At 40.3% G+C, this 17755-nt stretch carries 17 protein-coding genes and 2 pseudogenes; 14 read left to right on the forward strand and 5 right to left on the reverse strand.

What is annotated here, in order from left to right; all coding sequences use genetic code 11:
- The first annotated feature begins 86 nt into the window (after nucleotides 1-86).
- The 8 genes and pseudogenes from psaB (at nucleotide 87) to ACX27_RS01690 (ending at nucleotide 7974) form a co-directional block, all read left to right on the forward strand.
- Nucleotides 87-2312, forward strand: a complete 2226-nt coding sequence (psaB, locus tag ACX27_RS01660) for a photosystem I core protein PsaB (RefSeq protein ID WP_062287540.1) — start codon at nucleotides 87-89, stop codon at nucleotides 2310-2312.
- A gap of 147 nt (nucleotides 2313-2459) precedes the next feature.
- Nucleotides 2460-2663, forward strand: a pseudogene (locus ACX27_RS35970) (P-loop NTPase fold protein); the annotation flags it as partial.
- A gap of 311 nt (nucleotides 2664-2974) precedes the next feature.
- The gene (locus ACX27_RS35975; RefSeq protein WP_470381959.1) at nucleotides 2975-3343 is read left to right on the forward strand and encodes a DUF7689 domain-containing protein; all 369 of its coding nucleotides are present in this window, start codon (nucleotides 2975-2977) and stop codon (nucleotides 3341-3343) included.
- A gap of 242 nt (nucleotides 3344-3585) precedes the next feature.
- Nucleotides 3586-4428 (forward strand): DUF2382 domain-containing protein, encoded by an 843-nt coding sequence (locus tag ACX27_RS01670; RefSeq protein ID WP_062287546.1) that lies wholly within the window; start codon nucleotides 3586-3588, stop codon nucleotides 4426-4428.
- Between the two features lie 223 nt (nucleotides 4429-4651).
- A pseudogene (locus tag ACX27_RS01675) lies at nucleotides 4652-5559 on the forward strand (DUF2382 domain-containing protein).
- Nucleotides 5560-5657: 98 nt separating this feature from the next.
- The gene (locus ACX27_RS33215; RefSeq protein WP_062287549.1) at nucleotides 5658-5930 is read left to right on the forward strand and encodes a hypothetical protein; all 273 of its coding nucleotides are present in this window, start codon (nucleotides 5658-5660) and stop codon (nucleotides 5928-5930) included.
- 112 nt (nucleotides 5931-6042) lie between these two features.
- A complete protein-coding gene (locus ACX27_RS33220) occupies nucleotides 6043-6441 on the forward strand; it encodes a YsnF/AvaK domain-containing protein (protein ID WP_235526458.1) in 399 nt (132 codons plus the stop codon).
- 702 nt (nucleotides 6442-7143) lie between these two features.
- A complete protein-coding gene (locus ACX27_RS01690) occupies nucleotides 7144-7974 on the forward strand; it encodes a hypothetical protein (protein WP_235526459.1) in 831 nt (276 codons plus the stop codon).
- 5 nt (nucleotides 7975-7979) lie between these two features.
- Here ACX27_RS01690 and ACX27_RS01695 read toward each other — a convergent pair whose 3' ends face one another.
- Together ACX27_RS01695 and ACX27_RS01700 are read right to left on the reverse strand one after the other, a co-directional pair.
- The gene (locus ACX27_RS01695; RefSeq protein ID WP_062287555.1) at nucleotides 7980-8537 is read right to left on the reverse strand and encodes an HdeD family acid-resistance protein; all 558 of its coding nucleotides are present in this window, start codon (nucleotides 8535-8537) and stop codon (nucleotides 7980-7982) included.
- Nucleotides 8534-8710 (reverse strand): hypothetical protein, encoded by a 177-nt coding sequence (locus ACX27_RS01700; protein WP_235526460.1) that lies wholly within the window; start codon nucleotides 8708-8710, stop codon nucleotides 8534-8536. Before ACX27_RS01700 ends, ACX27_RS01695 begins: the two co-directional genes overlap by 4 nt.
- A 212-nt stretch (nucleotides 8711-8922) precedes the next feature.
- On the opposite strand from ACX27_RS01700, the gene ACX27_RS01705 reads away from it, so the two are divergent.
- Nucleotides 8923-9414: a DUF1499 domain-containing protein gene (locus ACX27_RS01705; protein ID WP_062287561.1), complete on the forward strand. Its 492-nt coding sequence runs from the start codon at nucleotides 8923-8925 to the stop codon at nucleotides 9412-9414.
- 79 nt (nucleotides 9415-9493) lie between these two features.
- Here ACX27_RS01705 and ACX27_RS01710 read toward each other — a convergent pair whose 3' ends face one another.
- On the reverse strand, nucleotides 9494-10123 hold the full coding sequence (locus ACX27_RS01710; protein ID WP_062287564.1) for a TetR/AcrR family transcriptional regulator: 630 nt from the start codon (nucleotides 10121-10123) through the stop codon (nucleotides 9494-9496).
- A gap of 92 nt (nucleotides 10124-10215) precedes the next feature.
- Between ACX27_RS01710 and ACX27_RS01715 the strand changes: the two genes are divergently transcribed.
- The 4 genes from ACX27_RS01715 (at nucleotide 10216) to ACX27_RS34595 (ending at nucleotide 14870) form a co-directional block, all read left to right on the forward strand.
- Nucleotides 10216-11592, forward strand: a complete 1377-nt coding sequence (locus ACX27_RS01715; RefSeq protein WP_062287565.1) for an HlyD family secretion protein — start codon at nucleotides 10216-10218, stop codon at nucleotides 11590-11592.
- 102 nt (nucleotides 11593-11694) lie between these two features.
- The gene (locus ACX27_RS01720) at nucleotides 11695-13731 is read left to right on the forward strand and encodes an ATP-binding cassette domain-containing protein (RefSeq protein WP_062287569.1); all 2037 of its coding nucleotides are present in this window, start codon (nucleotides 11695-11697) and stop codon (nucleotides 13729-13731) included.
- A gap of 31 nt (nucleotides 13732-13762) precedes the next feature.
- Nucleotides 13763-14218: an ABC transporter permease gene (locus tag ACX27_RS34590; RefSeq protein WP_250635690.1), complete on the forward strand. Its 456-nt coding sequence runs from the start codon at nucleotides 13763-13765 to the stop codon at nucleotides 14216-14218.
- Nucleotides 14187-14870: an ABC transporter permease gene (locus tag ACX27_RS34595; protein ID WP_250635691.1), complete on the forward strand. Its 684-nt coding sequence runs from the start codon at nucleotides 14187-14189 to the stop codon at nucleotides 14868-14870. Before ACX27_RS34590 ends, ACX27_RS34595 begins: the two co-directional genes overlap by 32 nt.
- 216 nt (nucleotides 14871-15086) lie before the next feature.
- On the opposite strand, the gene ACX27_RS32175 is transcribed toward ACX27_RS34595, so the two are convergent.
- Nucleotides 15087-15239 carry a hypothetical protein gene (locus ACX27_RS32175; RefSeq protein ID WP_158507328.1) on the reverse strand — a complete coding sequence of 51 codons (153 nt, stop codon included), beginning with the start codon at nucleotides 15237-15239 and terminating at the stop codon, nucleotides 15087-15089.
- A gap of 65 nt (nucleotides 15240-15304) precedes the next feature.
- Between ACX27_RS32175 and ACX27_RS01730 the strand changes: the two genes are divergently transcribed.
- Nucleotides 15305-16426 (forward strand): ABC transporter permease, encoded by a 1122-nt coding sequence (locus ACX27_RS01730; protein WP_062287572.1) that lies wholly within the window; start codon nucleotides 15305-15307, stop codon nucleotides 16424-16426.
- Nucleotides 16427-16615: 189 nt separating this feature from the next.
- Here ACX27_RS01730 and ACX27_RS01735 read toward each other — a convergent pair whose 3' ends face one another.
- A complete protein-coding gene (locus ACX27_RS01735; protein ID WP_235526461.1) occupies nucleotides 16616-17731 on the reverse strand; it encodes a sensor histidine kinase in 1116 nt (371 codons plus the stop codon).
- Nucleotides 17732-17755 lie beyond the last annotated feature (24 nt).

Here is a 17755-nt window from a genome sequence, read left to right on the forward strand (position 1 = left end):
GCTGAGTGATCAAAACTTAGAACTCAAAGCTCAGAACTCCCAAAGCTGAAACCTGATGGCTAAGGGTCAGAGGAAATATCAAAGCTATGGCAACAAAATTTCCAAAATTTAGCCAGGATCTCGCACAGGACCCAACCACGCGGCGCATTTGGTATGCGATCGCAATGGGCAATGACTTTGAGAGCCACGATGGCATGACCGAAGAAAATCTTTACCAAAAGATTTTCGCTACTCACTTCGGACATCTGGCAATCATCTTCCTTTGGGCTTCCAGCCTCCTGTTCCATGTAGCCTGGCAAGGTAACTTTGAACAGTGGATTAAAGATCCTCTACATGTCCGCCCCATCGCTCATGCGATTTGGGACCCCCACTTCGGTAAACCAGCAATTGAAGCTTTTACCCAAGCTGGTGCTAGTAATCCTGTAAACATCACTTACTCTGGTATCTACCACTGGTGGTATACCATCGGTATGCGGACAAACCAAGAACTTTACATTGGCTCATTAGGTCTACTCCTATTTGCTGCCCTGTTATTGTTCGCTGGTTGGTTGCACTTGCAACCCAAGTTCCGCCCCAGCCTCGCTTGGTTCAAGAATGCTGAATCTCGCCTCAACCACCACCTAGCTGGTTTGTTCGGCGTTAGCTCCTTGGCTTGGGCTGGTCACTTGATTCACGTTGCTATCCCCGAAGCTCGTGGACAGCACGTAGGTTGGGATAACTTCTTAACCACCGCTCCCCACCCAGCAGGCTTACAGCCTTTCTTTACAGGGAACTGGAACGTTTACGCCCAAAACCCAGATACCGCAGGCCACCTCTTTGGTACATCCACTGGGGCTGGTACAGCGATTCTGACCTTCTTGGGTGGTTTCCATCCCCAAACAGAAGCTCTGTGGTTGACTGACATTGCTCACCACCACTTAGCGATCGCAGTATTATTCATCGTCGCTGGTCACATGTACCGTACCAACTTTGGTATTGGTCACAGCATCAAAGAGATGATGAATGCCAAAACTTTCTTTGGCCAAAAAGTTGAAGGCCCCTTCAACATGCCTCACCAAGGCATTTATGACACCTACAACAACTCTCTGCACTTCCAATTAGGTTGGCACTTGGCTTGTTTAGGCGTTGTTACTTCCTTGGTAGCGCAGCACATGTACTCCATGCCTGCCTATGCGTTTATCGCTAAGGACTACACCACCCAGGCAGCTTTATACACCCACCATCAATACATTGCGATTTTCTTGATGGTTGGTGCGTTTGCCCACGGTGCAATTTTCTGGGTACGTGACTACGACCCCGAACAAAACAAAGACAACGTATTAGATCGCGTACTGAAGCACAAAGAAGCGATTATCTCTCACTTAAGCTGGGTATCTCTCTTCTTAGGCTTCCATACCCTTGGTTTGTACGTTCACAACGACGTAGTAGTTGCTTTCGGCACTCCTGAAAAGCAAATCTTAATTGAGCCAGTATTTGCTCAGTTCGTTCAAGCTGCTAACGGTAAAGTACTGTACGGATTGGATGTTCTATTGTCCAACCCCGACAGCGTTGCTTACACAGCTTACCCCAACTATGCAAACGTATGGTTGCCTGGTTGGTTAGATGCCATTAACGCTGGCACCAACTCCCTCTTCTTAACAATTGGCCCTGGCGACTTCTTGGTACACCATGCGATCGCACTAGGTCTACACACCACCACCCTCATCCTAGTTAAAGGTGCTTTGGATGCTCGTGGTTCTAAATTAATGCCAGACAAAAAAGACTTCGGTTACGCATTCCCTTGCGATGGCCCTGGTCGTGGCGGTACTTGCGATATCTCAGCTTGGGACTCCTTCTACTTAGCTCTGTTCTGGGCATTGAACACAGTAGGTTGGTTAACCTTCTACTGGCACTGGAAACACCTGGGTATCTGGCAAGGTAACGTTGCTCAGTTCAACGAAAACTCTACCTACCTAATGGGCTGGTTCCGTGATTACCTGTGGGCTAACTCTGCACAGTTGATCAACGGTTACAACCCCTACGGTATGAACAACCTGTCTGTCTGGGCTTGGATGTTCCTCTTCGGACACCTAGTTTGGGCAACTGGCTTCATGTTCCTCATCTCCTGGAGAGGATACTGGCAAGAGTTGATTGAAACCTTGGTTTGGGCGCACGAGCGTACTCCTCTAGCTAACCTAGTTCGCTGGAAAGACAAGCCCGTTGCACTATCCATCGTTCAAGCTCGTTTAGTTGGTCTAGCTCACTTCACCGTTGGCTATGTCCTCACCTACGCAGCCTTCCTCATCGCCTCCACTGCTGGTAAGTTCGGTTGATCTGGCTACTAGTTTTATAGGTAATTAAAAAAATCCCCTGCCGCGAGGTGGGGGATTTTTTGTTTTTTATATGTAACCAAATACACTTTAATACTTCTAAGATAAAGTAATTGTGATTTTAGTTATTATCGGAGACTAAAAGTATTTATGACTGACAGTACAAATATATTGCGTTCAGGGGTAAGTCGGGAGGAAGCTGAAAATATTATTAATAAATTTTTAAATAATGAAAATTATAGGGTTTTAGCTGTTAAGGGAAAATGGGGGGTGGGAAAAACTCATTTAGTACAGAAATTATTAAATGAACATAGTGGCGAATATTATTATTACGCTTCCGTATTTGGTATTTCTTCAATTGAACAATTAAAAGGAAGAATAGTAGCAAATTATCATCAATCAAATTCAGCTCCGGTTAATAAACTTATCAATAATACAGTTGAATGGGTAAGTAGTAACGCCGCAAAATTAGAGAAAACTCCAAAATTTGAGTTAGGTTCTATGCAAATTGTAGGCTCACTAATGTCTGCGGCTGGTGATTTAGGTCTGAATATACTTTTTAATGAAAATGCTAGAAACTCAATTATATGTATTGATGATTTAGAAAGGAAATCTAAGCTACCAATAGATGAGTTGCTTGGCTTTGTTGAATATCTAGTTCAGGAATTAATAACTGTGTTGCTTGGGCAGCAGAAGATGATCAAACTTGGTGGTGGACAGATGCTCAAAATCAAGAGTACTGGCCACAGGGTGTTCCCAGAGAAGAAACTCTTGAGGCGTTTCAAGCAGCATTTCGGACACTCGGTTATGAAATTTGCCAAGATGATAATTTAGAACCAGGATTTCAGAAAATCTCAATATACGTTAGTTCAAGCAGAGTACCAACCCATGTTGCTAGACAATTAGCTGATGGTAAATGGACAAGTAAGCTTGGTCAAGATGAAGATATAGAGCATAACAATTTACAAGGTTTAGTGGGAAATCCTGGTTATGGTGAAGTTGCCTGTATTATGAAAAAAATAATCACAAGCTAATCTAGTGGTTTTTTAATAATCAGCTAGATTGATATGTAAAATAACAAAGGCAATAGAAACGCGATCGCTATGAGTCTAACTACAGCAAAATAGACAATAGACGAGTATCATCACATGATTGCGGCGGGTATAGAGAGCAACAAGAAATATCTTCCGAGAATTCAGCCATCAGTTAGAGGATTCCTGGCACAAGAATTTCTAGCTTAGAGATATAAATATATCTCCTCAAGAACTTCCCAGCTATGCCTCTTTACAAACTCGAAGAATTTGACCCTCAATACCGAGAAACATTTGGCGGTGATGATGTTAAAGGTTTAGAACTCTATACTGAGGGCGGAGTAAAAATTGGTTCCGTAAGTGATGCTTTAGTTGACCCTAATGGACGTTTTCGCTATTTAGTGATTGACACAGGCTTTGATACTTTTGGTAAGAGAATATTACTACCAATAGGTCTATCACGCATCAACTATCCCGAACAACGGGTATATGTCGATGGACTTAGTAAAGAGCAAGTAGAAATGCTACCTGAGTATCATGAAAGCTATACAGTGGATGAAGATTATGAAGAAAGAGTACGCAGTGTATTTCGTCCGACAAACAGTAATGTAATTTACGATCGCAATACTTACAATTATCAAACAGAACCTAATTTATATAATTTAAATGACCAATATCATCAAACACTCAGACTGTATGAAGAACGACTAATAGCTAATAAACAGCGCGTTAAAACCGGAGAAGTTGCTGTTGGTAAACATATTGAAACAGAAACTGCACGAGTTACAGTACCTGTTCAAAAAGAACGGGTTGTTATTGAACGAGTTTCACCCACAGAAACAGGAACAGTCGTAGACCCAAATGAACTGAGATTTCAAGAGGGTGAAGTAGCACGCATAGAAGTCTACGAAGAAACACCAGAAATTCGCAAAGAAGCTTTTGTCCGTGAAGAAGTCCGCGTTAAAAAGGTAGTGGACAGAGATACGGTAGAAGCAGAAGACACAATTCGCCGCGAAGAGTTAGATATTAATACTACGGGGGAGTTGCAGGTAGATAATGCTGTAAGAGATAGTCAGGGAACTATTTAGTTAAAAATACACAACACAAGAAATTGTAGGGGCTTTCGGTTTCGTTCGCCTCTACATTTCTATTGGTATTATCCATAAATTGAAATAGTATTAAGCGAAAAAAATATCTCACTTTCGATAATTTGGAATTAAGGTAATTCATTCGAGAGAAAGATGTATATACAAGAATAAATTTTTACCTTAAGAATTGAAAGTTGATATAAGAGTTCAGAGGTAAAATATAATGGCTCTTTACAAATTAAATGAATTTGATCCTGACTATCGTGATACTTTTCAAGGTAATGATATTAAAGGATTAGGCGTATATACAGAAGGAACTGACGAAAAAAATTGGTACAGTCAATGATGTTTTAGTTGATGAAGAAGGCCATTTTCGTTATTTAGTTGTTGACTTAGGTTTCTGGATTTTTGGTAAAAAAGTATTATTGCCAGTAGGTCGTACCCGCATTGATTATGGGCGCGATCGCGTCTATGCTGTGGGCATGACCAGAGAACAAGCAGAAGACTTACCAGAATTTGATGAACGCCAAGTTGATTACGATTATGAAGAACGGGTACGTGGCGTTTATCGCAATCCCAAATATAGCACCACCCCTGTAGACACAGCCACACCTCTAGATACTACTGCAACATTAGATACAGGTTTTACAGCAACACCAGCAACACCAGTCGCCACACCTACTTTCACCCGCGACACCTATAATTATGAGCAAGAGCCTTCTTTGTTTGGGTTGAATGAGCAAGATCATCAAACCTTGAGATTATATGAAGAACGGCTAGTTGCTAATAAGAGAAGACAAAAAAACTGGTGAAGTTGCTGTTGGGAAACATATAGAAACTGAAACTGCTAGAGTTTCCGTACCAGTAGAAAAAGAGCATGTTGTAATTGAACGCATCACCCCAGATGACGCTGGTAGAGTTGTTGCTCCTGGTGAAGCTGACTTTCGTGAAGGGGAAGTTGCGCGTGTAGAAATTCACGAAGAAACTGCTGACATTCGCAAAGAAGCATTTGTCCGTGAAGAAGTTCGAGTCAGAAAAGTGGTAGAGCAAGATACCGTTGACGCTCAAGAAACAATACGTCGGGAAGAGCTAGATATAAATGCTCCAGGACTCCCAGTTGAAGAACGCTAATTAAAGCGGAATTAGATTAGACATAGTACAGGTGAGGCTGATGAATCAGCTTTGCCTGTACTCATAATTATCAAATTAGGGTGATAAATAGCCAATCGATGATAAATAATATTACACCAGTCAATCAGAAACCTACTATTTCTAAATTACTAGCAACTTTAAAAACTAAGGTTGTAGGTTTTGTTGTTATTGATAACCAAGGTCAACTGGTTGGTAAAGTCAGAGATTTAGTTTTAGATAATCAGCGGCGACTAAATTTAGTCATATTTCAAACTATCAATCAAACTCAGGCTAGGCAAAAACCAGTCTTTAAAGAACAACTGGCTTTAGTGTGGAGTCAAAAAAATTCAAAGAATAGACACTATCACTAAATCTATTTTTTTAAATATAGATAAAGCAGGAATTGAATATATACCTGAACACTTAAAATCTCAAATAATTGGCTATCAAGTATTATCTGATAATCCTAGTGGGCATAGTAATATGGAACAAGCTAATTTGGGAGAATTTACGGAAGAAAATATTGTTCGTTTATTAGAAGAACAGTTAGTAGTTGATACTAATATACATAAAATTGGCGAAGTAATTGTTCGCAAAGAAATTGAAACGCGGATAGTACAAGTACCTGTCCGGCGAGAAAAATTAATTGTGGAACAAGTTAGTCCACAACAAAAGCAACTTGCAGAAATAGATTTAGCATTAGAGGAAAGTTCTGAGATTACCTTAACTGCAACTGAAGATGGTTCAGTTGGCAATTTTATTGGTGATTTCAGTGTGAATGGAGAGTTTAGTTCACCCAAAATCGCTAGTTTAATTTTAAATGCGATCGCTCTCGAAAAAAAATCACGGCTGCCAGCGTGTGCGAATATCTATTTTATGTGAAGATGAATCTCACAAACAAAAATATCAAGAATGGTTTGACCGTTGCTCTCAAGGTCAAAAACCTCAATCTCTTTTATAAGTTTCTAGCAGATGACTAATAGTAGGGTGAAGAATTTTCACCCTACTTTTTTATATAGTTTATCAAATAGAATTCAGGAGTCAGGAGTCATAATTCATGCTTAAGACTCAGCTAAAAGCTGTCTATAATTTGTTTTGCTTCGGAATCCCCTACTAATTGATTCTGAATTCTGGCATCTGACTTCTTCAATAGCTATTAATAAAGCCCCCAAGAATTTCCTTGAGGAGCTTGCTGAGTGTGAAACAGTAAATGAATAAAATTTATCTTTGCTGATTTAGCTTTACATCTTCCCAAAGATAGGGTTTATTGTCAATTAACCTTTTTAGATAGAAATAAAATTCAACATTAGAAACTGATAATTAAACAATATCCCATCATTCAGGGATAGATAAGACCAGAGCAACAAGGAAGATAAGGAGATGTTTGAAACAAACCGGATTCCTATTTTATATATCTCAAGTTAGAGGAAAAAAATTGCTCAAAGGATAGAAGAAAAAACAATGATAAAAATATAATCTCAGTATATAAATCAATTACTGATTTTATTTTATTGGTACATTTTACTGGCTTTTAAATTTAGGTTTGAATAAAGCTTGGACATTTTAAAAAGGAGATATTGAATTGTGAACTATATAAATACTATTTATCTTAACTGGAAACAGGCTAAAGGTGCGATCGCGATCGCATTAATGGCAATAGTCCTTCCAGCTTGCAGTTATAAAGAACCACAGGCCATCACTCCAGCCACACCACAACAACAACGCAACCAAGTTAGTCGAGAAGTAGTAGACAAAGAAATTGCAGAAGTAACAGATAAAACAGATGAACTCATCGGTAAAACTGTCACAATTAGAACGCAACCGATTAGATTAATTGGCCCTACAAGCTTTACAGTTAACGATAAGGAACTGTTTGATAATCAAAATATTTTGGTGATTAATGCCACAGGCAAGCCTTTTACATTGCCCAGTACAAATGACATCCCCCTGCAAATTACTGGACAAGTTCGCAGATTTGATTTAGCACAAATCAATGGAGATTATAAATTAGATTTGCAGTCTGAATATTACAGTGATTACGATGATCAACCAGTAATTGTTGCCAAATCACTAGCTTTATCTCCTAACCCCGGTGAACTGACTACCAACCCCAGCGCCTATTATGGTAAAAAACTCACTGTGACTGGTAAAGTTGAAAATATTAGTAATGCGATCGCATATACCCTTGATGAAGATAAATTGCTTGGTGGAGAAGATTTACTGGTACTCCACACCCAGCCACAACCAAAAGTGAAACAAGGAGAACAAGTAACTGTCTCTGGTGTGTTACGTCCCTTAGTGATTGCCGAATTAGAGCGAGACTATAACCTAAATTGGGATTTAAATTTGCGGAAGCAATTGGCAGCGAAATATCGAAATAAACCTGTATTAGTAGTTACAAATGTTGCTCCTTAACATCTTCAAAGTAAACGGCGTTCTTCACCCCACTTGCGTAGTCTGAACGCCAAAAGCAACATCAAAACACCAAACACAATTGCATAAGCAGCCATTATCCATAAAATTGCTAACGCTCCCGCAATCGGCCAGATAATCAGTAGCAAGCCAAAAACAAGAGATGCAATCCCAGCAGCGATGAGTAACCATTCATTGTCAATTTCTTGGCGCAGATGGTTGGCTGCAATAATCTCAAATATACCTGTGATAATTGCCCAAGCCGCTATCAGATAAAGCAAAACTAATGCTGTAATTCCTGGCCAAATAAATGCCATAACGCCTACTGCAATTCCAATTGCACCTTCAATTACCAATAACCAGCCGTGGATATTGCCAAGATGATCTTTAAATCCAGCGATCGCTAATAATATTCCACCACCTAGGGCAAAGGCTGCAAACAGAAATACCAAGGCTGTTAAGGTAATTCCTGGCCAAAATAATGCTGCTAAACCAAAGATGATGGCGAGTGTTCCCCGCAATGCGAGTGTCCACCAATTTTTTGCTAACCGGGTTCCTATCCTCATAGTCTTTCAAAGCTATCCCCTACCAGAAGGGCTTGGTCATTTGAATCTATGATGGAAATTTCTGGCTCTTCTTCCATCTGACTAATGCTGTATGGTGCTAGATGGATGAATATTGTTGGATGACGGTGTAAAGGTCTTGGCTTGCGTACATCGTTATACTTATACCAATTCACAAAACTACTTATACAAATCACTTCCTCTGCTTCTTCTGCTCCTGACTCCCCCCCCAAGTTATACCATTTCCCGAAAAATTTGATACAGATGTAAACCCTAAAAGCTTTGCTGTATCTAAGTTTTTTAATTGCGAATTGCGAATTGTGAATTGTGAATTGGTATTACTATCTATAAATTAAGTACTATTTCAATTTTGAGGAGTAGATTGAGCATGATACGTTGGCTCACAGTAGTTACACAGCGACACCTGTTGAATATGGCTGTTGTCATATTTATCACCCTAGCGAGTAGTTTCATCCTAACTAATCCTGTTTGGGCTGCTTCTTCTAACTTGGGGATTGCTCATGGTCATCTAACTACTTGTCCAAGTTCGCCAAACTGTGTTGTGAGTCAAGGTGCGGATGCAAAACACAGCATTGACCCGATCGCTTATCATGTAGACCGGGATACAGCACGCGCAACCTTACTCAAGGTTCTCACCGTTGTTCCCCGAACAGAAGTGATAGAACAAACAGATAATTACATTCATGCTCTTTCTAAAAGCCGCATCTTCAAATTTATTGATGATGTGGAGTTTTATTTTCCTGCGAATGAATCAGTTATTCATATCCGATCTGCCTCTCGTGTTGGACAATCGGATCTTGGTGTCAACCGCATACGTTTAGAGCAAATTCGTCTGGCTTTGCGAGATTTGAAGATTTGATTTGAAGTGCGATCGCTCAGTTGCCAATTACTTTTTCCATTTCTCCTGATGATATTAAGAATGTTTAGTAATTACAAAACTAAAGTGATTTAGACTGGCTCATTACCAAAGTCATCAAACTATCTAACAGGCGATCGCGCGACAAAGATACAAGTTCTTTTCCATACATAATTTCTTGTAAAATTACATAAGAAACTAAGGAACCCATAAAAATATGGGCGATCGCTTCTGGGTCAGTAATGCCTAATTCTGGATGGGAGGCAAAATACTGACTCAACAAAAATCGACCACGTTGGACAACTGTTTGATTATAAAGTTTGGCGAGTTCAGGAAAGTTTTGCGATTCAGTAATCACTAAGCGCAACAACGCCACATAATCAGGATTATCGGCAACCTTAGTTAAGTAAGTTTCACCAACTTGACGCAATAAACTGGCTGGTTCACCTTGTAATTCTGTGTTAGAAACAATACTTTGAAAACATCTGAGCGTTAACCGTTCCATTAACGCTGTAAACAGCCCTTCTTTATCTTGAAAGTGACTGTAAATTGTTTGTTTAGAAACTCCAGCTTCTGCACTCACTCTATCCATACTGGTTTTAGCGTAACCTTCGCGCAAAAATACTCGAATTGCACCTTGCAAAATTTGTTCTTGTTTTTGCGTAATTGCAGGTAACTCAATTTCCAGTGGGGATGTAGAGGGGTGAGGCATGAAAAGTAAATTTTTTTTGCTGATCTCTTGCTATATCATACTGGACAGTCTAGTATGATGACCAAAATATTTCGACCATCCAGGATGCTACTATGACTCAGACTGCCCCAACTCCCCCGGAAAGTCTTACAAATGTCCCAGTATCCAAACCTCAGCATCGTAGAAAACCAATACCTTTAATCCTTGGAGGTTTGCTGGTAGTTAGTGGTATTGGCTATGCAGTCTGGCACAGTCAACCCCAAGGCGCAACCGATGTGCTGAAAGTTAGCGGTCGCATTGAGGGTTATGAAACCGAAATTGGGGTAAAGCGTTCGGGCAGAATTGAGTCAATAGCCATGCGGGAAGGGACGGCTGTCAAAAAGGGGCAAGAATTAATCACAATGGATGACAGCGATGACCAACTCCTACAAGACCAATTACGTGGTGCAGAAGCCAGGATAGCATCGGCTGAATCAGATGAACAGCAAGCAATTTCTGATGTGGAGCGAGTAGAAAGAGAAATTCAAGAAATTACCAGCCAAATTAACGAAGCAAAATTAAATTTACGCCAATCTCAAGGCGATACCCAAGGCAAAATTGAACAAGCACAATCGAATGTCGCCGCCGCCAAAGCGATATTAGTGCAGGCAGAAGCCCAAGTTAAACAAGCAACAGCAGAAGTAAATTTAGCACGAGTCAACCGCGATCGCTATGCCAAATTAGTTAAAGAAGGCGCGATTAATCAACAACAATTCGACCAAGCCCAAACCACCCTAGACACAGCGATCGCCACCTTAGAAGCACGACAAGCAGCAGTTAACGCCGCAAATCAACAACTGAGTGCAGTCGCAGGGGCGCTAACCCAAGCCAAAACTACAGGCTTTAACCCCGATATTCGCAACGCCCAGTTAACAGCCTTAGTCCGCAAGCAGCAGCAAAGTTACGCCCAACTGAAATCTGCACAAGCTAAAGTTAAATCTGCACAAGCTAAAGTCAAAGATGCCCAAGCCGCCAAACAACAAATCCTCACCCAAATTGCCGACTCTAAAAAAGATTTAAACGTCCTCAGCCCTATAGATGGCGTAGTCACAGCCCGGAGTGCCGAACCAGGGGCAGTAGTTAACAGTCAAACCAAGATTTTGACCATTGTTGACCCCAAAACATTGTATTTTCGCGGTTTTATTCCTGAAGGTGATATTGGCAGAGTGCGTTTAGGACAAACCACAAAAATTATCTTGGATTCTGCACCAGACAAACCCTTGCAAGGCAAAGTCATTGCCATCGATCCCCAAGCTTCCTTTACACCAGAAAATATTTACTTCCAAAAAGATAGAGTCAGACAAGTCGTCGGTATTCGCGTCGAAGTCACAAACCCCGATGGTTGCTTTAACCCTGAAAATCCCTACGCCCAATCAGACTTACCCTGCGCCAAAATTGGAATGCCGGCTGATGCGGAGATTCAGTTGAAGGGGCTAGAGACTAGGGGCTAGAGGCTAGAAAAGAATTTGATGAATCAAGAGTATGTTCGCTAAACAAAATAACCCTCCCAAAACTTTCTTTGCGTCTTTGCGCCTTTGCGTGAGGCATAAAATATGACACAGCAACTCACCATCATACCGCCATCATCCAGCCCCACCACAACCGCCATCAAAGTACAAGCATTACACAAGCACTATGGCAACCTAGCAGCAGTGCGAGGTATTGATTTCAGCGTCCAAAAAGGCGAGATGTTTGGACTCATCGGCCCTGATGGGGCGGGGAAAACCACCACCTTTCATATCTTGGGCGGCGTGATGGAAGCAACCGCCGGGGAAGTGCAGATATTTGGACAACCTGCGCGAGATGCCAGATTAATCACGGGTTATCTTACCCAACAGTTTTCCCTGTATTTAGACTTGAGTATTGATGAAAATCTGCGTTACGCAGCAGGTTTGCGGCAAGTAAGGGATGATTTATTAGTGCAACGCCGCCAGAAATATTTAAAGTTAATGAATTTAGATCGATTTGGCGATCGCTTGGCGGGACAATTATCTGGAGGAATGAAACAAAAGCTGGCATTGTGTTGTGCTTTAGTTTCTCAACCAGAAGTTTTGTTATTAGATGAACCTACCACGGGCGTTGATCCCGTTTCCCGGCGAGAATTTTGGGATGTGTTAGCCGAACTTTCCGCAGAAGGGATGACAATTGTTGTGGCGACACCTTACCTCGACGAAGCCGAACGCTGTCACCGTGTGGCGTTGATGTACAGTGGGCAAATTCATGAAATTGGCACACCCGCAGATTTACGTGCTAACTTGGGCTTGCATCGCTTGGAAGTGCGAACCCCAAATTTAACAGCCACCGAAGAGATACTTTCCCAGACTGTACAAAACAATATTATAGATGTGCAGATTTTTGGCGATCGCTTGGATGTCCTCGTACCTGATTTAGATGCGGGAGAAACAGAAGTCCGCCAACTCTTGCAACAACATAACTTACCCACACCCAGCATCGAACGTGGCGAACCCACATTAGAAAACGTCTTTGTCACCCGCCTGCGTCAACAAGGTTCTGTACCGCAGTTTTTTCCTTTCCCGCGTTCGCGTAAAAGGGGAGTGGGGAGTGGGTGGGGAATTGGGGGACAAGGGGGATACGGGAGACAAGGAAGCAATCTTTCTACCTTGTCTCCCCCCTCTCAGCACTCAGCACTTAACACCCAGCACTCAGAAATAGCAATATACGCCCACAAACTAAGTCGGGTTTTTGGTAAATTCCGCGCTGTCAAAGATGTGAATGTTGAGGTGCGTTACGGTGAAATATTTGGGCTATTAGGTGCGAACGGTGCGGGAAAAACCACCACAATCAAAATGTTGTGCGGACTGTTAGAAGCCAGTGGTGGAGAAATTTCTTTAGGTGGTGAAACGGGAAATCTGCGGAGTGCAGACTTACGGAGACGTATTGGTTACATGAGTCAAAAATTCACCCTCTACGATGATTTAACCATTCTGCAAAACCTGGAATTTTATAGCGGAGTTTACGGTGTACCGCGCAAACTGCGGCGAGAAAAAATTGATTGGGTAATTGCTACCTGTGGCTTAGAAGGACAAGAAAATCTCGTCACCGGACAATTACCAGGAGGTTGGAAACAGCGCGTAGCTTTCGGTGCTTCGGTGATGCACGAACCAGATATTTTATTTTTAGATGAACCGACATCGGGCGTAGATCCCTTGGCTCGTCGCCAGTTTTGGAAGCTAATTAATGACTTCGCCCGTAATGGTACAGCAATTTTAGTCACAACCCACTATTTAGAAGAAGCCGAACAGTGTAACCGGATGAGTTTTATGGTTGCAGGTGAAACCGTTGCTGAAGGTTCACCCAGTTCAATTAAAGCCTCCCAACCAGGCAAATTAATCGAAATTATTGTTAATCAAAATCAAGCAGCTTCCAAGTTACTCAAACAACACTTCGACTATTGGCGCATCTCGATTTTTGCTAATAGTTTACACGTTGTTTTAGATAACCCTGAACCAGAAATCAACAAAATCACTCAACTGTTAAAAGCCAATCAAATTCAAGTTCATTCTCTCCGCCCCATACCCTTCTCTTTAGAAGATGCGTTTATTGGCATAGTAGAACGCTCTCAAACATAAATACTAAGGGAGTGGAGAATAGGAGAAATATATGAAAAGAATCATCGCTCAATGTATTAAAGAAATAGCTCAGTTTCGCCGCGATCGCCTGACCTTAGCTTTAGCCTTTATTTTACCATTTATCACCCTAATTATTTTCGGGTTTGCTATCAGACTAGAAAGTAAAGATATCCCTTTAATTGTGCAGGATTTTAACCGGACAAATCTCAGCAGTAGCTACATAGAAAGATTATATGCTACTAATCAATTTATCCCGAAACAATGGTCTGGTGGTAATCCTATACGTGATGCCATAGATAAAGGTATTGCCAAGGCTGCTGTAATTATTCCGCCTGAATTTAGCCGCGATATCCAAGCAGGTAAACACACAACAGTACAAGTTTTAATTGATGCCACCGATGTGAACAATGCGCGGGTAATTAGAAATAGTATTCAAAGAGTCACAAACTTTTTTTATGCAGCATCATGGATTATTACCAACAACTAATAGTATTACAGCCAGAATGCGTTTGTGGTTTAACCCTGGCAGATTAGAATCACTGTATATTGTGCCGGGAGTGTATGGCGTTGTCTTGTGGATTTTTCCTTCATTATTAGCTGCGATCGCAATGGTCAGAGAAAAAGAAAAAGGTACAATTATCCAAGTCTATGCTTCTAGTATCAGCGCCACCGAACTTTTACTTGGTAAAGGATTAGCCTATTTATTAATCGCCATCATAGAAACATTAATTGTCATGATATTAGGTTCAATAATTTTTCAAGTAGGGATTGTTGGCAACCCCATAACTTTATTAATTGGAACATTGTTATTTCTAATAGATAGTGTATTTTTTGGATTACTTATAGGAGTACGTAGCAGTAACCAAAATGCTGCCGTTCAAGGTGTTTCCCTCGTTGGATTTATCACATCATTATTATTATCAGGTTTTATTTATCCCCTCAATAATATTCCTTTCCCCTTATCATTAGCACCTAATGTAGTTCCAGCACGTTACTACATAGATATTACTCGTGATGCCTTTGTACGCGGTACAGGTTTGGCTGGAGTTTGGTTTGATTTAGTTATGCTGACAATTTTGGGTTTATTCTTCTTTAACGTATCACGCCGAGTTTTAAGCCGAATGCAATTACCGAATTAACCTCTATTTGTTTTGTCTTGGGATGAGACGAGTAAGAACACCTATCTCACAACTAAATTTAAAACATATTTTATCTGGAAGTTCTTAATTTTAAAAAACTATAGCAGTCTTAAATCATTTGTGGAATTTTTATATCTCTTTCTTCATTCTTATACCATTTCACGAAAAATTTGATCCAGATGTAAACTCTAAAAGCTTTGCTGTATCTAAGTTTTTTTAATTGCGAATTGCGTTAGCGTAGCGGTAGCGAGCCTGCGATAGCGAAGCGTTAGCGAGGAACAAGCGTCGCGTCATTGCGAATTGTGAATTGGTATTACCTTTGCGCTCTTGGCGTTCTTGGCGGTTCGTTTCCTTATCTATATTTTTCACGAATCATTTAGGATTACTATTTTTTCTCTTTGTGTCCTTAGCGTACTTTGCGGTTATTTAAAATCATGAAACTTATCCAAAGATTATTCAACAGCCCATTTTGGGCATTAGTCAAAAAAGAAATTAGCCAAATTTTACGCAACAAACAACTCATAGTTTTACTAATTGTTCCACCTACAATTCAACTATTACTATATGGATTTATCTTAAATCCTGATGTGCATAACTTACGGTTAGGTGTCATCGACTATGCCAACGTCAGCGCCAGCCGCGAGTTAGTGTCAGCCATGACATCCAATCGGATTTTTACACTGGAATCTGTACCCAGCAGTGAAAAAGATTTGAGTCGTCAGGTAGAAGAAGGTAAGTTAGATGTCGGAGTTATAATTCCCCCCGATTTTGCGCGTCAACTCACCCAAAAATCAGCAGAAATTCAAGTATTTATTGATGCTGTAAATGCCAATACCGCCGGGATTGCTGGCAATTATATGAATCAAATTATTCAGCAATATAATTTGCACTTAACCGAGGCGCGAGTTATTCCCCCAATTTCGCCGGAAGTTGTGTTTCTCTATAACCCTGGGTTAACTAGTAGCTGGTTTTTTGTACCGGGAGTTATGGGTTTAGTTTTAACATTAATTGGTACATTAGTTTCTGCAATTACAGTTGTGCGTGAGAAAGATACGGGAACATTAGAACAATTATTGATGACTCCGGCGGCGAACTGGCAAATTTTACTATCGAAAATTGTCCCTTTAGCTGTGTTATTACTCGGCGATGTTCTACTCGCTTTGACATTGGCAACAGTAGTATTCCATGTCCCATTTCGGGGAAATTTTCTCCTGTTTTTTGGGTTGTCGAGTATGTATGTGTTTGTGGGGATTAGTTTAGGAATTATGTTGGCGACTGTTTGTCGTTCGCAACAGCAAGTAGTTCTCACATCTTTCTTTATCAATTTACCAATGGTACAGACTTCTGGTGCGATCGCACCAATTGAAGCCATGCCACCTTTCTTTCAAGTTGTGTCTTTACTCAATCCCTTACGCCACTACATCGCCATTGTTCGGGGAATTTTACTTAAAGGAGTTGGGTTAGATGTCTTGTGGATTAATGTTTTAGCATTAGTCGCTTTTGCAGTGGTTTTATTAACTATTAGTATTAATAAGTTTCGCAGTCAGTTAAGCTAAACATAGCAATTTTAAATGATTTACAAACATCTCTCTCCCTTGTCTCACTTGTTCACATATCCAACAAAACTCCTACATCTGTCGACACTGGTTGCACTGGCTGAATTTGCAGCGTTTTTTTTGATGGTAAAAAAGAATGTACTACCTTGATCAACTGTTGATTCTACCCAAGTAACTCCTCCATACATCTCAACAATTTTTTTTGACGATAGATAAACCAATTCCTGTGCTTGTGGGGTCTTCAGTACTAGATAGTTTTTGAAAAATCTGAAATATTTTCGTAAAATATTTTTCCTCAATCCCAATGCCATTATCTGTAACACTAATTCGCCAATAATTTGCTTCTTCTTGGCAGCCAATAATAATCTTTCCTTGGGGTTTACCTAAAAACTTAATAGCATTGCTCAGTAAGTTCTGAAAAACTTGCTGCATCTTAGTTTTTTCACAGCAAATAATTGGTAAATTATCACTAATTTCGATTTGAATATCTTTACTTGGTTCTAGAACTTCAATTACATCTCTAACTAGGTTATGCAGATTGACTTCTCTTTTTTCTTCCCTAATCCGCCCAATTCTAGAATATTCTAATATACTATCAATCAAATTTTGTAACTTCTTCACCCTCATGATAATTTTGTTGATTAAGTCTCTGCCTTCTGCGTCAAATTTATCTGCATAGTCATTAATTAACCATTCTGATAATAAACCTATACCTCTTAATGGGGCTTTTAAATCATGAGAAACTATGTAGGCAAAATCATTCAATTCTTGATTGATGTTTTTTAATTCTTGCAATAATTCACCCATTCTTTCTTGAGATTTCTGGCGTTGCATAATCTCGGTTTGCAGTTGCTTATTTGCTGTGGCTAGTTCAGCAGTGCGCTGTTCTACAAGTTCTTCTAAGCGTTCTTTATATTGGCGTAACTCATTTTCTACTAACTTACGTTCTGCAATTTCCACTTGTAAAGCTTGATTTGCTTGTTCAAATTGTGCGGGACTTGGTAAAGTCAATGCTTGCGGCAATAAAGGTATTAAAGTCAATACAGTATAAAAAGAAATAATTGCTGTTAGTGCCTTGATTGTTCCTGATAACCAATAATAAGGATGCCACAGCGTCAATATTTCCATTAAATGAGTTGTGCCACAAGAAATAATAAATGCACTGAATAAAACAAAAATATTTTTAAATGGTACATCTTCTCTTTTACGAATAAAATATACCAAAATCAAGGGAATTGAGTAATAAGAAAATGCAATTATACAATCTGACAAAATATGTAGCCACACTAATTCCGGTTGCCACAAATAACAATGCCCATGCGGAATAAA

It is taken from the genome of Nostoc piscinale CENA21 (assembly GCF_001298445.1).
Lineage (GTDB): Bacteria > Cyanobacteriota > Cyanobacteriia > Cyanobacteriales > Nostocaceae > Nostoc_B > Nostoc_B piscinale_A.

Excerpts from the sequence above, each read along its gene's own strand:
- psaB (WP_062287540.1), top strand. The coding sequence starts at position 87 with ATGGCAACAAAATTTCCAAAATTTAGCCAGGATCTCGCACAGGACCCA.
- ACX27_RS01670 (WP_062287546.1), top strand. The coding sequence starts at position 3,586 with ATGCCTCTTTACAAACTCGAAGAATTTGACCCTCAATACCGAGAAACA.
- ACX27_RS33215 (WP_062287549.1), top strand. The coding sequence starts at position 5,658 with ATGATAAATAATATTACACCAGTCAATCAGAAACCTACTATTTCTAAA.
- ACX27_RS33220 (WP_235526458.1), top strand. The coding sequence starts at position 6,043 with ATGGAACAAGCTAATTTGGGAGAATTTACGGAAGAAAATATTGTTCGT.
- ACX27_RS01695 (WP_062287555.1), bottom strand. The coding sequence starts at position 8,537 with ATGAGGATAGGAACCCGGTTAGCAAAAAATTGGTGGACACTCGCATTG.
- ACX27_RS01705 (WP_062287561.1), top strand. The coding sequence starts at position 8,923 with ATGATACGTTGGCTCACAGTAGTTACACAGCGACACCTGTTGAATATG.
- ACX27_RS01710 (WP_062287564.1), bottom strand. The coding sequence starts at position 10,123 with ATGCCTCACCCCTCTACATCCCCACTGGAAATTGAGTTACCTGCAATT.
- ACX27_RS01715 (WP_062287565.1), top strand. The coding sequence starts at position 10,216 with ATGACTCAGACTGCCCCAACTCCCCCGGAAAGTCTTACAAATGTCCCA.
- ACX27_RS01720 (WP_062287569.1), top strand. The coding sequence starts at position 11,695 with ATGACACAGCAACTCACCATCATACCGCCATCATCCAGCCCCACCACA.
- ACX27_RS34590 (WP_250635690.1), top strand. The coding sequence starts at position 13,763 with ATGAAAAGAATCATCGCTCAATGTATTAAAGAAATAGCTCAGTTTCGC.
- ACX27_RS34595 (WP_250635691.1), top strand. The coding sequence starts at position 14,187 with ATGCAGCATCATGGATTATTACCAACAACTAATAGTATTACAGCCAGA.
- ACX27_RS01730 (WP_062287572.1), top strand. The coding sequence starts at position 15,305 with ATGAAACTTATCCAAAGATTATTCAACAGCCCATTTTGGGCATTAGTC.